The organism is Lyngbya sp. CCY1209 (assembly GCF_035615495.1).
Lineage (GTDB): Bacteria > Cyanobacteriota > Cyanobacteriia > Cyanobacteriales > Microcoleaceae > Limnospira.
In genome coordinates this window covers 1-14733 of the sequence record NZ_JAJENU010000251.1, presented here as the reverse complement: position 1 = coordinate 14733, position 14733 = coordinate 1, and the positions used below count along the sequence as shown (strand labels likewise).

The window sequence follows — 14733 nt, the reverse complement described above, 5'->3', positions numbered from 1 at the left end:
CAAGCTAATAGCTCAAATCATCTAAAGATGATTGGGGAGGTTGTACGAATCTGATATAAGATGTCGCCTCTGCCTCCGGTCGCCTCCTCTGCTCCCCCTCCCCGAGGGAGTTAAGATATAACCAAGTCAAACTATCCACGCTGTCGGGCGTCGGTCCCGGCAGTCACTTCTCACCGCCACGGAACTCATGGCATTTACCTCCAATCCAGTCCATTCGCCTTGCCTGGATGAAATTCTCGATCGCGCTCCTCTCAAGGTGTCCCCCAATACGCCCCTAGCCCGGGCGATCGCCCAGATGCAGCCCCACGGCCAGCATTGGTATCCCTTGCCGCGATGGATGGAGCGAGTCAAAAATGGGTCGGTCTGGCCCCATCCGGACAGTTACGCCTTGGTGGTGGAAGGCGAAAAACTGGTGGGAATTTTGACCGGGGGGGACTTGGAGCGTCTGGAGACGTCGGGGTGCAGGCCGTCTCAGGTGTCCGTGGCCGAAGTGATGACCTCTCCGGCGATCGCCCTGCGGGAAGAAGATTATCAGGATATATTCACCGTCGCCTCCCTGCTGCGAGGCCACCAAATTCACCACCTCCCCGTCATCGATCGCCGGGGCCATCCGGTGGGGGCGATCACGCCCCAAAGTTTGCGGCCCCCCGACCCGATCGCCCTTTACGAAACCGTCCGCGAATTGCAAGATCGGGTGAGTCGCCTCGAAACCGAAAATCAACGACTTTCCCGACAAAACGACTGCCTCAAAGCCCAAAATTTCCCCCGGGCGCCAGAAGCCGACCTGGGTGAAAGCCAACTTCTGCTGGCCGAAATTGCCCTGCACATCCGGGACTCCCTCGACCTCGACCGCATCCTCAACACCACCGTCAACGAAGTGCGGCAGTTCCTGGGCGTCGATCGCGTCACCATCTACCGCTTCGAGGGAACCGGCGGTGCCCTGGGGGTCGCCGAGTCCGTCAGCGCCGGTTGCGAGTCCTTCCTGGGCGAAGTCATCCGGGATGATTGTTTGGCAAAAAATCGCCTCGAACCCCATCAAAACGGTCAAATTTACGCCGTAGACGACATCTACACGGCGGGGATGGAACCCGGTGACGTGAGACGGCTGGAACGACTGCACGTCCGCGCCCAAGTCCTCGTCCCCATTTGCCTTCCGGGGGAAGGGGAAGCGGTATTAGGTATTAGGGAGTCAGGAGTCGGGGAAGTTGACACCGCAGGGGGGATTGGCGAGTCGTCCCCCCAGGACAATTTTCAACTCTGGGGCCTGTTGAGCGTCACCGTCGCGGACCGTCCCCGCCGGTGGAAGGAGTCGGAACTCGATCGCCTCAGACACCTGGCCGGACAGGTGGCGATCGCCATCCAGCAGGCGGAAATACTGCGCCGTTTCCAAACCGAACTCGAAGAAAAACGGCAAACCGAAGCGGAATTCCGGCACCTCAACGCCGAACTCGAGCGCCGGGTTTTGGCCCGCACCGGCCAACTCAAGGCCACCAACCAAGAACTGCACCGGGAAATCCGCGATCGCCAGACCCTCGAAATCCGGCTGCGATCGTCGGAAGCCCGAATGCGGGGCATCTTCGCGGCCATGACGGACATCGTTTTGGTTCTCAGCGCCGACGCCAAACCCCTGGAAGTGGTCGCCACCAACCCGGCCCTGATGTACCATCCCAAATGGGACATTCTCAGCGAAACCCTCAAACAATTTTCCCGACCCCAAACGGCGGAGATCTTCGGCCGAGCCGTCGCCGAGGCGATCGAAACCCAAAAAATCGTCGATTTTGAATACCAACTCGCCCAGGGGAACGCAAACGCCTGGTTTCTCGCCCGGATTTCCCCCATCTCGGAAGAGGCGGCGATCTGGGTCGCCCGGGACATCACCGACCGGAAGCGGGCGGAAGTGCGGCTCAAAAATGCCCAGGAAGAATTGCAGTGCCTCGTGGCCGAGCGCACCGCCGCCCTGGAGGAGGCTAACGAGATCCTGATCGCGGAAATTCAGGAGCGGCGGCAGGTGGAAACGGCCCTGCGGCAGTCGGAGGAACTGCACCGGGCGATTTTGAGCACCATTTCGGACGCGGTGTTCATCACCGACGGCGACGGCCACTTCACGTTTATTTGTCCCAACGCCAACATCATTTTCGGCTACCGGGAGCACGAGGTCTGGCAGTTGGGGAACATCCGATCGCTTTTGGGAGGGCCCCTATTTGACGAAAGCCGTTTGGACCGGCGCGGGGAAATTCCCAACATCGAGCGGGAAATTGTCGATAAGTGGGGAAATACTCACGCCGTTTTGGTCAACGTGAAGCGGGTGGCGATCGGCGAGGGGACAGTGCTCTACACCTGCCGGGACATCAGCGATCGCAAGCAGGCCGAAGAGGCGATCAAACGGATGAATCAGGAACTCGAAACCGTCGTCGAGGAGCGCACCGCCCAACTGCGGGACGCCAACGACCAGTTGCTCATCGAGATCCTCGAGCGGCAGCAAGTCGAGATCGAAATCGAGGAGCGTGCCCGCCAGCAGGCGATCGTCTCCGAACTCGGCCAGTTGGCCCTTTTCGGCTCGGAACTCGACGCCCTGATCGAAGAGGTGGCGACCCGGTTGGCGCGGGGATTGAACGTGGGCTACTGCAAGATTGTCGAGCGCCAACCCGACGGGCGGATGTTGCTGACGTTGGCGATCGCCCACTCCGAATTTCAAGCGTTCACCTTCCTGAACCGGGAAGATTTGGGGCCGGCCCCCCCGGATTGTCCCCCGCCTTCGACCCCGACCCTGCACCGCCACGATCGCCTCAACGGGGTGAGTGTCCCGTTGAAGGGTCAGCAACGGGATCTCGGCTGTCTGGGGGTCTACAGCGACCGCCGCAAGGTGTTTGTCGAGGACGACATCAATTTCATCCAGAGCGTTGCCCACGTCTTGGCGACGGCGATCGAGCGGAAGCGGGCCGAGGAGAGCTTGCAGCAGAGCGAGGCGAAATTCCGCCTGTTCGTGGAGCACGCCCCGGCCGCGGTGGCGATGTTCGACCGGGAAATGCGCTATTTGGCCGTCAGCCGGCGCTGGTCCAGCGACTACGGGTTGGGCGATCGCGACTTGATCGGCCGGACGCACTACAAGGTTTTCCCCGAAATTTCCCAACGGTGGCGGGACATTCACGAACGCTGCCTGCACGGGGCGATCGAATCCTGCGACGAAGATTTGTTCTACCGGGCCGACGGGACCCAGGAGTGGCTGAAGTGGGAAATTCGCCCCTGGCACGACAGCGGGGGCAACATCGGCGGCATCATCATGTTTACCGAGGCGATCACCGACCGCAAAAAAGCCCAGGCGGAAATTCGGATTCGCGCCCGCCAACAGGCGATCGTCGCCCAACTCGGCCAGATGGCCCTCTCGGGGGCCGACCTGGAAACCCTGATCCGGGAGGCGGTGATCCAGGTTCCCCGGGGGTTGCAGATGGACTATTGCAAGATCTTGGAATTTACCTCGGCCCAACATCCCCGCCTCACCCTCAGCATCTGGAGCGACGAGGAAAATTACACCTTCATCACCCACGAACCGATCCCCCCCCGGGCGGTGCGCCGACCCCCGCCCCTAGAGCCGGAAATTTGCCGCCACCCCAACCTCTGCGGCCAGAGCGTCGCCATCCAGGGGAAAACCGACTGTTTCGGGGTGCTGGCAGCCTACAGCCACGACAAGCGGGATTTTTCCCGGGATGACCTGAATTTCCTCAAGAGCGTGGCTCACATTTTGGCGACGGCGATCGACCGCCAGCAGGGGGACGAAGAGTTGCAAGAATCCCAACAATTGTTGCGGTTGGTGATGGATAATATCCCCCAGAGCATCTTTTGGAAGGATCGCAATTCGGTTTATCTCGGCTGCAACCGCAATTTTGCGCGGGGGGCGGGGTTGGACCATCCCGAACAAATTATCGGCCTCGACGATTACGATTTGCCCTGGTCCCGAGAAGAGGCGGATGGATACCGGGCCTGCGATGCCCGGGTGATGGAGAGCGATCGCCCCGAACTGCATATCGTCGAAACCCAACTGCGGGCCGGCGGGAAACAGTGTTGGATCGACACCAATAAAATCCCCCTCCACGATCGCGCCGGAAATGTGGTCGGCATTCTGGGCACCTACGAAGATATTACCGATCGCAAGCGGGCTGAGGATCAATTGAAAGCCTCTTTGAATGAGAAAGAATTGCTGCTCAAAGAGATCCACCACCGGGTCAAAAATAACTTGTTGGTGGTGTCCAATCTGCTGGAATTTCAGACGGACTACACCGACGATCCCGCCCTGATCCAACTGTTGGAAGATAGCCAAAATCGCATCTATTCGATGGCTTTGATCCACGAAAAGCTGTACCGGTCTACGGGGCTCGATCGCGTCAATTTTAAAGAATATTTGCAGGCCCTCGTCGAGAGTCTGTTGGAGTCCTACAGTTCCCAGCGGGAACGGGTCGAGGTGGAACTAGACCTGCAGGCGATCGACCTCAACATTGAAACCGCCAACCCCTGCGGCCTGATCGTCAACGAGTTGATTTCCAACGCCCTCAAGCACGCCTTCCCCGATGGCCGGCGGGGAAAAATTGAGTTACAACTTTACAGAGGCACCGGACAGGCGATCGTCCTCGCCGTCCGAGATGACGGGGTGGGATTCCCGGAAAACCTGGATTTTCGCCACGTCGATTCCCTCGGTTTGGAGTTGGTTTGTATGCTGACCGAACAGTTGCAAGGTGAAATTCAATTGGATCGCGATCGCGGCACCCGCGTGGAGATTACATTTGTTGAACTCAAATATAAAAAACGATTCTGATCCGCCATGAAGGGAAAAAAGCGCCGGCCAATTCGAGTCATTTGGGGAACGATGATACTGCTGCTCTGCTTGGGGTTGGGCGGCTGCCTCCCCGGCGACCCACTGCCGCTCCAATCCCTGCGGGTGGGTATTAACAACTGGCCGGGATATACCGTCGCCCTCTACGGACAAGAGGCGGGTTTATTTGAACGCCGGGGGATTACATTGGATTTAGTTTATTTCGACCACCTCCAAGACGCCGCCCGGGCGATGATGCGGGGGGCGGTGGATGCCACCTTCGTCACCCTCTGGGACTTGATGCAGGTCGATCCGGGCAACGACAGCCCCGCTTTGTTGATGGTGACGAATCTTTCCTGGGGGTCCGATGGCATCGTCGCCCGACCGGAGATCGAATCGGTTCGGGACCTGGCGGGTCGAACGGTGGGAGCCAATTTGGGGACCATCAATCATTTAATTTTGCTCGAAGCTCTGAAGTTGTACGACATCCCCCCCGAAGTCGTACAAATTGAAAATGTTTTAAATGAAACAGCGGCAGAGCGGTTGGAGAGAGACAATCTAGATGGCGCCGTTCTGTGGGAACCCCTGTTGAGCGAGACGGCCGATCGCATGGGAGGCAATATTATTTTTACCACCCGAGATGTAGATAGTTTGGTGATCGACGGTTTGGCCTCCCGCGCCAGTTTTGTCGCCCGCCACGAGCGGGCGTTCACCCAATTCATTTTGGCGTGGTTCGATTTGATGCGGGAAGTTGAAACTCGACCCGAGCGGGTTTTTGAGGGGGTGGCTCGGGAATTGGGTCAAACTCCGGAAGCTTTCGCCAGGGATTACGGGGGACTCAAAAAGGGGGATGTCGCCTTAAATCGGCGGATGTTTTCTCCCGGAGGACGCCTGGGAGAGGCGACGGGAGAAATTGTCGCCCTGTTGCGAAAAGATCCCCGTCACAGCCGCACCATCCGGGAAGATGTCAAAATCGAGACGCGGCCGGTGATGAATGCGATTGAGGCTTGGAAGCCATGATGGGTTATCTCCACAACTGCCAGCGGAGTTTGTCCCGGCAACTGCTTCGGAGTTTGGGGATTTCTCTGGTCGTCGTCGGGTTGACGACCCTCTCGATCAATTATCGCCTGACGCGATCGCACCTGCAAAAACAAGTTCAAAAACGCGCCCAGTCCATCACCCAAGGGCTCGAATTTGCCACGGAAGGATTGATCGAAGTCGGCCAGACGAATTTGCTCCGGCGGGTGGTGCAGAATTACGGCACGTTGCCGGCGGTGAAGGAAATCGCTATCATCAGCCCCACGGGAGAAATCCTGGCTTATTCTCCCAAGCGGCTCGACTTGCAGTCCTATCAATCCATCCATCCGGAACTGGCTCAGATTATGGAAACGGCGGCGAGTTCCGGGGTGGAAATGAGCACGGAAATCGTGCTGGATGACAAGCCGGTTTGGGTGCAAGTTCTGCCCTTCAGCAGCGTTTTATTTAACACCCCGGGCTATCGCGGATTGGCGATCGCGGTTTTGGATTTAAAACAGATGCAACGGGAGGTGTGGCGGACTTTTACCACCTCGACGATCACCCTGTTGGCGGGGAGTTCGATCATTTTGGCGCTCGTGGCGTTGCAGATCGAATCGATAATTTTGCGCCCCCTGCATCACCTGTACGATTCGATTTTAAAAAAGCGGTGTTGGGGATATTTAAAACAATCCCCGTCGCTCCCCAAAAATGAAATCGGATTCCTGGCTTCGATTTTGGACGAGCAGTTTGCCAGCCTGCAAAAAATTAATCAGAAACTCAGCATCGAAATTGCCGAACGGCAGTATATCGAACGCAGCCTGGAACAGCAGTTGGCGGCTGTCGAAGCTGCGATCGACGGCATCGCCATCCTCGACGGCAATTCCGAATATATCTACATCAACCGCGCCCACGTCGAACTTTTGGGTTACAATTGCGCCGCAGATTTGTTGGGTAAAAGTTGGCGACAGATTTACGATGCGGAAGACATTCGCTGGTTTGAAACTCAGGTTTTTCCGATTTTAATGCATCGGGGCCACTGGCGGGGGGAGGCGATGGCAAAAAGGCGGGACGGTTCTCGGTTCCCCCAGGAAGTTTCCCTCACCCTCGCGGACAACCGGCGGTTGATCTGCGTTTTTCGGGATATTACGGAACGAAAACAAGCCGAAGAACAAATCCGGACTTCTCTCAAAGAAAAGGAGATCTTGCTCAAAGAAATTCACCATCGGGTGAAAAATAATTTGCTGATCGTCTCCAATATATTAGAACTCCAAGAGGATTATATTAGCGACTCGGAAATTCTCAAAGTTTTGGCGGACAGCCAGAAGCGCATTTATTCGATGGCATTGATCCATGAAAAACTTTATCGATCGCCGGGGTTAGACCGGATCGATTTTGGGGACTATCTGGAAACGTTGGCGGACAATTTATTTGAAACCTACAATTTTATCCCCGGCGATCGCATTACTTTTCAATCCGATGTCGAACCTATTTATTTGAATGTCGAAACCGCAAACCCCTGCGGTTTGATCGTCAATGAGTTGGTTTCTAACGCACTCAAACACGCCTTCCCCGACGGACGTTCCGGAACCCTGAAACTGAGCTTGCGCCGAGATGAAGGAGAAAAAATTATCCTCATCGTCAAAGATGACGGCATCGGTTTCCCCGAAAATTTGGATTTTCGGACGGTCGAATCTTTGGGTTTGGAACTGGTTTGTACCCTCACCCACCAACTGAGAGGAACCCTGGAAATGAGTCGAAATAATGGCACAGAATTCAAGTTGGTTTTTTCCGAACGTCAGTACAGAAATCGGTTATAAATATATGGATAGACCTAAAATTTTAATTGTCGAAGATGAATTTTTGATCGCCAAAGGACTGGCCCGCAAACTCGAAAAGTTGGGCTACGAAGTGGTCGATATCGTCGCGTCGGGAATGGAGGCGATCGCCCGGACTTTAGAACTGAAGCCGGATCTGATCCTGATGGATATCGTCATCGAAGGGGAGTTCGACGGCATCGAAACCGCGGCGAAAATTCATGAAATCTGTTCCATCCCGATCATTTATCTCACCGCCTACGCCGACGACCAAACCTTGGAACGCGCCCAAGAAACCCAATCCTACGGTTACATTTTAAAACCCTTCAAAGAGCGGGAATTACACGCGGCTATAAAAATGGCGATCGGCAAGCATAAAAAAGACCGGGAAATTGCCGGGTTGCTGAGTCAAGCCGAAAATCAGAATCAAGAAAAATCCCGCTACCTCAACCGCGCCTCCCACGATTTGCGAAACCCGATGACGGTGATTCAGGTTTCCGCCGGCATTTTAAAAGATTATGGAAACCGACTCCCGGAGGAGAAAAAACAACAGCATTTGGATTGGATTCGGGTTTCCGTAAAAACGATGAATGAAATTCTCGAAGATGTTTTGATCCTCAGCCAAGCCGAAGCCGGAAAACAGCGTTTGAATCCTCAATCGATCAATGTCATCGCCTTCAGCCACGATATTTTACAAGAATTTCACCCGCTGGCGACGGACAAACACACCTGTCAATTTGTGAGTCGTGGAGAGGAGTGTTTCGTCAATTTAGATGTCAAACTCTTGCGATATATTTTGACCAATTTATTATCCAATGCGATCAAATATTCTCCCGAGGGCGGGGAAATTTGCTTGGAGGTGACGTGCGAATCGGATCGGGTTTGTTTCCAAATTCGCGATCGCGGCATCGGAATCCCTCCCGAATATCGCCACAAATTATTCAAGCAATTTGAACGGGCCGATAATGTCGGCGACATCAAAGGCACGGGTTTGGGACTCTCAATTGTCAAACACGCCGTTGATTTGCAGGGGGGGACAATTGACATCGAGAGTCAGGTGGGTGTGGGGACCACCGTCAGCGTGACGTTGCCGACGGCGGGATTTTGTCAGAATTAATATGGCGTTAATCACCCTAAATTACCATTAAAATGAGTTTCATCAAACAAAAACGGCCCGCCCCGTTTCCCGCCCCCTTCAGATGAGAAAAATCCAAATCTTCCGTCTGTCCGTCTCGAAAAGCTGGTGGGCACGCGATCGCCCGGGAGATATCAAACGCGATCGCGGGCGGCGGAGATGGAATTGCAGGAATCGAAAACATTCTGAATGAAAATACAATAAATTCAGTCAATTCGTTGTGGCGCTTTAGCGCAGTGAGGGGCTCAAGCCCAACAACGGGGGTTTGGGTATTTCGTGTTCGATTTGACAATCTCAATACAACCTTTATTATACAATGCAGACTTGAGAATTGGGGCGAAAAATGGGACGATTTAGACAGATTGAAAGGCGACTCGGAATTCCGGCTTCCCAGATCCGATCGCTGGCCCATTTCGTGTTGCTGGGCTTCACCATCATGGCGGCCCAGGCGATCGGGATGACTTTGGGGCGATCGCTCTTTTTGGCCGAAGCCGGGGCCGAAAACCTGCCCCTATTTTTCATCATCATGCCCTTGGTTTTGATGACCGTTTCGGCGGGTTTCACCAATATCATCGATCGCTTCAACCGCCCCCGCTTATTTCGGGTCGTGTTGTGGGTCGCCGCCGGGTTAATTCTCGGCATTCGGCTGTTAATTACCCTCGATTTAGTCGCCATTTATTTTATCTTATATATTTTAATTTGGCTGATTTACATCCTCCAGTTTCGGATCGAGTTTTGGACGCTGGTGGCGGACTACTTTACCACCCTCGAACTCAAACGCTTCACAGCGTTAATTTCCCTCGGAACCACCGCCGGATACTTGCTGGGCAGTATTTGGGTCGGGGTGATTTCCCGGACGATTTCCCTGGAAAATCAGTTGTTATTTTTGCCCGTGCTGTACGCGATCGCGATCGGTCAAATTTACGATTTGGAATCCCGGAACCATCCCCTCCCCGCAGAAGCCCCGAAACCCAAAGTAAAAAAGGTCAAATTTGCCGAAACCTGGGAAACCCTGACCAAACTTTCCCGACACTATCCGATCGCGATTTTCCTGGTCGCCAATATTTTCGGAACCGCCCTGGTGCGCGGCATCGGCGAGTTTGAATATTCCACCCTTTACAAACAGGAATTTCCCGAAAAACAAGAACTCGCGGCATTTTTGGGACTCGTCACCGCCGCCCTCACCGCCATTCAGTTCGCCATCATTTCATTCATCACCACACCCTTAATTCAAAAACTCGGAATTGCCCGGGCGAATTGGGTTTATCCCCTCACGTTACTGGGCAGTTTCTTGGCGATGGGATTCAGCTACACCCTGACCGCTGCGGTGGGAATGCAACTCACCTATCGGACATTATTTTACAGCATCGCCCTGCCCCTGACAACCCTCAATTATAACGCCGTGCCCCCCCGGTTTGGCGGGCGGTTGCGGGTGTGGGGGGAAGGCCTATTTTCCCCCCTCGGGCAGTGCATGGCGGGGGTGGTTTTGATGGGGACGTTGGGTTGGATGGGCGCCTACAAAATCGTCTGGTTGGGGGTAATTTTGAGCTGCGGTTTGGTGTTTCTCGGTTATTGGACCGGAAAAAGTTACGTGCGATCGCTCGTCCGGATGGTGCGATCGGGTTCCGTCAACCTGAACCGGGTGGCGGACGGGTTGCGTCTTCCCGAAAATTATACCGAGGACGTGCGCCGATTGCTACAGGATAACGAACCAAAAAATCAGGTATTGGCATTGGAATTGATTGCCCATTTTGACAACCCCCAGCGTTTCATACCCGACATCAAAAAAATGCTGGGGGATGCCGAGGAAGAAGTCAGAAAGGCGACGATCCGCCTGTTTACAACGGCGGATATGGGGGATTATAATCGTATCAAATCCTTTCTCAGTTGCGATCGCCCGTCGGTTCGCTGCGTGGGTTTGGAACTGTGCATCGCCCTCGGGTTTCGCCTGTCCGGCGATCGCATTCAAACCCTGTTAAACGACGAAAATGACGAAGTTCGCGCCCTCGCCTGTATCGCCACCGCCCAAACCGGGATCGACGGTTCGATTCCGGACCTTTACCATCAAGTGTGTCCGCTGCAACCGGATGTCCCCACCCGTCTGGCGGTGGTGCGTGCCGTGGGAGAAAGTCACAATCCCGAACTGATTCCCCTGCTGGCGGATGTCCTACAAAACGCCCCGCCGGACGTGAAAGCGGAAGGGTTATTCGCCCTCTCTCAATTTGCCGATCGCGATCCGGTATTGTGCGGAGAAATAGCCGTTTCCGAACTCGGCAACGAAAGTTCTCAAGTCCGAATTGCCGCTTTGCAGGTATTGGAAAAAGTCCGCGATCGCCGGTGGATGTCTCAGGTTTTTAGTCGCTTGGAAGACAACAATTTGGGGGTGAGAGAACAGGCGGCAAAAACGGCGAGTCTCTACGGAAATGAGGGGTTGGGGATGTGGCGGGATTATCTGATTTCGGAACATCCCCCCGTCGTCAATGCCGCGATCGCGGCCATTGCCAGGGTGCGAACCAAACAGGCCGAAGATCTGCTGTTTGAGTTCATGCGAGAAGACTTCCAACTGCTGAACCGGACGCGGCGGTGGCGGCAGACTCTCCCCGATGACGACCCGGTATTTGAACTGTTAAAAGTGGCGATCGCGGACTACCAGCAACGCCTCCTCAAACAGGTGTTTAATATCCTCTCCAATTTGGGGCAGGAATCCACCGTCGGCGCCGTCCAAGGGCTGCTGTCGAGTCCCGACAAACGGGCCCGGGCGAATGCGGTGGAAACCCTGAGTTCCCTGCGGCAGGGGCGATTTATTCGCCCCCTGATGCCGCTGTTGGAAGAGATGGCGGCGGACGGCGGCGGCGGACCGGCTTCTCCGACTTCTCCTTTGAGACAATATCGCGTTTTATTGGAGGCGTTGGAAACCCGCGATCGCTGGCTGAAAATCGGGGCTTTAATCGCCCTGGTGGAGATGCCGGCAACCTTCGCCCAACAGGACCGCGATCCCCTGGTGCGGCAGGTCGCCGAGTCGGTGGTTTTGCTGCCCAAACAGTTACCCATTCCGGAGAATTTTATGATCGATCGCCTGCTGTTATTGAAGAATGTTTCGCTGTTTCAAACCCTCTCGCTGGACGAGATTTTGCTCATCGATCGCGCCCTGGAACAGGAGGAGTATTTAGCCGGAGAAATGATTTTCGCGGAGGGAACGTCCGGGGAGCGATTTTATATTATCGTCAAAGGTCGGGTGCGGATCGTGCGGGAGGTGGACGGACAGGAACGGGAGTTGAAACAGTTGGAAGTCGGCAAGCATTTTGGCGAGGCGTCTCTGTTCGGGGACAGCGTGCGATCGGCCAATGCGATCGCGGCTGAACACTGCGTTTTATTGAGTTTGGAAAAAACCCGATTTATCAGTTTAGTCACCCAGCGTCCGCAAATTCTTTGGGAGATCTGCAAGTTTCTCAGCCAGCGTTTGCAGGAGACAAATCAGATGGTTCGTTAGTTCGAGAATGAGTAGAGTTGTGTAGGGTGCGTTCCCACTTACCCATCATCGGTAAAGTCGGTTAGTAACGTTGGGAACGCACCGCGATCGTTTCTCCTAACAGGCAAGATGCCTGTGCTACTCTTCCCATTGTGCGTGTTCGTAGTTCGCCAAAATGCGACGGTCTTTTGTCAGTAAAATATTCTGGTTGACTGCCGCATGAGCAACGATGATACGGTCAAAGGGATCGCGAGTCCAATCTATTTTCAGACTGCAACCAATTACGGTATTAAAATCTAATTCACAGATCTTCACACCCATGAGATTATCTAGATCGGCAATCATCGGTTCTGGCTGTTCCGAAATTCGTCCACGTTCGTAGAGATATTGCAACTCCAAACGGATCATCGGTGAAATATAGAGATCGTGATCGTTAATCAAAGATGTCGCAAAATCACTGAATTTGTCCGTCAATCCTGCATATAGCCAGACGACAACGTGAGTGTCAAGGTAGATCAAGATTGACCTCCTGTTCCCAATTGATATCGATCAGATCGTCCGGATCTCCGACAATCACATGAGGCCGATAGACCAAATTCTGTAACTTGTCTGACTTTTCGACTGGGACGATGCGGAGACGCTTTCCCCCGCGATCGATTTCCAGAGGAATGCCGGTTTTTAAAATCTCCTCAAGTAAATTATCAAGATTTCCTTTTAATTCCTGGGGGGTGACACTTTTCATACTTTTCTCCTTCAACGTCTGTCTCTATAATATCGCATATTGGATCAAAACCTCAATCTATAATTGAAACTTCTGGCTTCTGTAGGGCATCTCAGTCTCCGCTGTGTCAAAAAGTGGAGGATGGAGAACTCGATCTCAGCCGCGATCGCACCGGGGTTTGACCATCGCCCGACGGTTCGGATGAGTCGGATATGAATCGTCCATCCAATTAGAAAATAAGGGGCGATCGCACTCCGGATCATCTGCTTTAACAGTTCAAAGCGATCGCTCACTCAAAAATGACGGCGCGGGAGTTTCAAAAGCGATCGCACCGCCCAAACCTCGGTGGTAAGATAAGAGCAATTTCCGCACACCCGACACCTCAACCATGTCCGAGCAACCCCAGGCCAACCGACCCCCGGAAGACAACCCCCAGGAGAAAAAGCCGTCCTGGAGCGATCGCCTGTCGGAAAGTTTGAACGACGTTTCCCGGCGGTTCGGCCGGCTCGTCCCGATGGATCGGGTGGCGAACGCCCTGACGGGATGGTTCAGCGTCAGCGAAGAACAGGTGGCCGAAATATTGGAGCGAGTCCGGGCCGAACTCCCCACCACCGAGGCCCTGCTGATCGGCAAGCCCCAGGCGGGGAAAAGCTCCATCGTGCGGGGGCTGACGGGGGTTTCGCCGGAAATTGTCGGCCAGGGATTCAAGCCGCACACCCAAAATACCGAACGCTACGCCTACCCGTCGGCGGACCTGCCGCTGCTGATTTTTACCGATACCGTCGGACTCGGCGACATCAACCAGGATACCGACGCCTTAATCGAGGAGTTGGTGGGGGATCTCAAGCGGGACAGCCGCGGCGCCCGGGTGCTGATTTTGACGGTGAAAATCAACGATTTCGCCACGGATACTTTGCGGACGATCGCGGAAGAATTGCGGAAATCCTATCCCGATTTGCCCTGTCTGTTGGCGGTGACGTGCCTCCACGAAGTCTATCCGCCAGAGGTAGAAAATCACCCGCCCTATCCCCCCGATTTGGAGGCGGTGAACCGGGCGTTCGATGCGATTAAAAATGGGTTCGGGAAACTGTGCGATCGCGCCATTACGATCGATTTCACCCTGGAAGAAGACGGCTACACCCCCGTTTTTTACGGCTTGGAAAGCTTCCGAGATACCCTGGCGGAACTGCTCCCGGAGGCGGAAGCCCGGACGATTTACCAGCTTTTGGAAGGGCAGGCGGGGGAAAAAATCGGCAACCTGTACCGGGACGTGGCGCGGCGGTACGTCCTGGCGTTTTCCATCATGGCGGGGACGGTGGCGGCGGTTCCCCTCCCCTTCGCCACGATGCCCGTCCTGACGGCGTTGCAGGTGTCGATGGTGGGTTTGCTGGGGAAACTCTACGGCCAAACCCTGTCCCCGTCCCAGGCGGGGGGATTGGTGAGCGCGATCGCGGGGGGATTTCTCGCCCAGGCCGTGGGACGGGAATTGGTGAAGTTTATTCCCGGTTTGGGAAGTGCGATCGCCGCTTCTTGGGCCGCCGCCTATACGGGGGCGTTGGGGGAGACAGCCTGCGTCTATTTCGGCGATTTAATGGGTGGAAAAAAACCCGATCCCGATCGCATCCAACAGGTGATGAAAGAGGCTTTTGCAACTGCTCAGGAACGGTTTAAAAAGGGTAAATCTTGATTCCGATTCGCCCCCCTAACCCCCATCCCCCCCAACCCCCATCCCCCCCAGCCCCCCTTTGAAAGGGGGGAGTAAGGGGGGAGATA

General features: G+C 54.9%; 9 protein-coding genes. 6 read left to right on the top strand and 3 right to left on the bottom strand.

Annotation, left to right across the window (positions count from 1 at the left end):
* The first annotated feature begins 187 nt into the window (after nt 1-187).
* Genes LKE08_RS06735 through LKE08_RS06720 form a run of 4 tightly spaced genes read left to right on the top strand, consistent with a single transcriptional unit; the run spans nt 188 to nt 8752 of the window.
* A complete protein-coding gene (locus LKE08_RS06735) occupies nt 188-4807 on the top strand; it encodes a PAS domain S-box protein (protein ID WP_324703439.1) in 4620 nt (1539 codons plus the stop codon).
* 51 nt (nt 4808-4858) lie between these two features.
* A complete protein-coding gene (locus tag LKE08_RS06730) occupies nt 4859-5824 on the top strand; it encodes an ABC transporter substrate-binding protein (protein WP_324703438.1) in 966 nt (321 codons plus the stop codon).
* A complete protein-coding gene (locus LKE08_RS06725) occupies nt 5821-7638 on the top strand; it encodes a histidine kinase dimerization/phosphoacceptor domain -containing protein (RefSeq protein WP_324703437.1) in 1818 nt (605 codons plus the stop codon). The genes LKE08_RS06730 and LKE08_RS06725 overlap by 4 nt, the downstream gene beginning before the upstream one ends.
* Complete coding sequence (locus LKE08_RS06720) at nt 7583-8752, top strand: ATP-binding protein (protein WP_324703436.1); 1170 nt, start codon at nt 7583-7585, stop codon at nt 8750-8752. The genes LKE08_RS06725 and LKE08_RS06720 overlap by 56 nt, the downstream gene beginning before the upstream one ends.
* Nucleotides 8753-8768: 16 nt before the next feature.
* Here the strand turns inward: LKE08_RS06720 and LKE08_RS06715 are convergent, their stop codons facing one another.
* On the bottom strand, nt 8769-8954 hold the full coding sequence (locus LKE08_RS06715) for a hypothetical protein (protein WP_324703435.1): 186 nt from the start codon (nt 8952-8954) through the stop codon (nt 8769-8771).
* Nucleotides 8955-9113: 159 nt separating this feature from the next.
* Between LKE08_RS06715 and LKE08_RS06710 the strand changes: the two genes are divergently transcribed.
* Nucleotides 9114-12260, top strand: a complete 3147-nt coding sequence (locus tag LKE08_RS06710; protein WP_324703434.1) for a HEAT repeat domain-containing protein — start codon at nt 9114-9116, stop codon at nt 12258-12260.
* A 117-nt stretch (nt 12261-12377) separates the two neighbouring features.
* Here the strand turns inward: LKE08_RS06710 and LKE08_RS06705 are convergent, their stop codons facing one another.
* Both LKE08_RS06705 and LKE08_RS06700 read right to left on the bottom strand, forming a co-directional pair.
* The gene (locus tag LKE08_RS06705) at nt 12378-12758 is read right to left on the bottom strand and encodes a PIN domain-containing protein (RefSeq protein ID WP_324703433.1); all 381 of its coding nucleotides are present in this window, start codon (nt 12756-12758) and stop codon (nt 12378-12380) included.
* Nucleotides 12745-12981, bottom strand: coding sequence for a type II toxin-antitoxin system Phd/YefM family antitoxin (locus tag LKE08_RS06700; RefSeq protein WP_324703432.1), 237 nt, complete (start codon nt 12979-12981; stop codon nt 12745-12747). Before LKE08_RS06700 ends, LKE08_RS06705 begins: the two co-directional genes overlap by 14 nt.
* 367 nt (nt 12982-13348) lie before the next feature.
* Here LKE08_RS06700 and LKE08_RS06695 point away from each other — a divergent pair, with 367 nt between their 5' ends.
* Nucleotides 13349-14647: a DUF697 domain-containing protein gene (locus tag LKE08_RS06695; RefSeq protein WP_324703431.1), complete on the top strand. Its 1299-nt coding sequence runs from the start codon at nt 13349-13351 to the stop codon at nt 14645-14647.
* The last annotated feature ends 86 nt before the right edge of the window (nt 14648-14733 follow it).

Coding starts and splice junctions, on each gene's coding strand:
- LKE08_RS06710 (WP_324703434.1), top strand. CDS start 9,114: ATGGGACGATTTAGACAGATTGAAAGGCGACTCGGAATTCCGGCTTCC.
- LKE08_RS06695 (WP_324703431.1), top strand. CDS start 13,349: ATGTCCGAGCAACCCCAGGCCAACCGACCCCCGGAAGACAACCCCCAG.
- LKE08_RS06720 (WP_324703436.1), top strand. CDS start 7,583: ATGGCACAGAATTCAAGTTGGTTTTTTCCGAACGTCAGTACAGAAATC.
- LKE08_RS06700 (WP_324703432.1), bottom strand. CDS start 12,981: ATGAAAAGTGTCACCCCCCAGGAATTAAAAGGAAATCTTGATAATTTA.
- LKE08_RS06725 (WP_324703437.1), top strand. CDS start 5,821: ATGATGGGTTATCTCCACAACTGCCAGCGGAGTTTGTCCCGGCAACTG.
- LKE08_RS06735 (WP_324703439.1), top strand. CDS start 188: ATGGCATTTACCTCCAATCCAGTCCATTCGCCTTGCCTGGATGAAATT.
- LKE08_RS06730 (WP_324703438.1), top strand. CDS start 4,859: ATGATACTGCTGCTCTGCTTGGGGTTGGGCGGCTGCCTCCCCGGCGAC.
- LKE08_RS06715 (WP_324703435.1), bottom strand. CDS start 8,954: ATGTTTTCGATTCCTGCAATTCCATCTCCGCCGCCCGCGATCGCGTTT.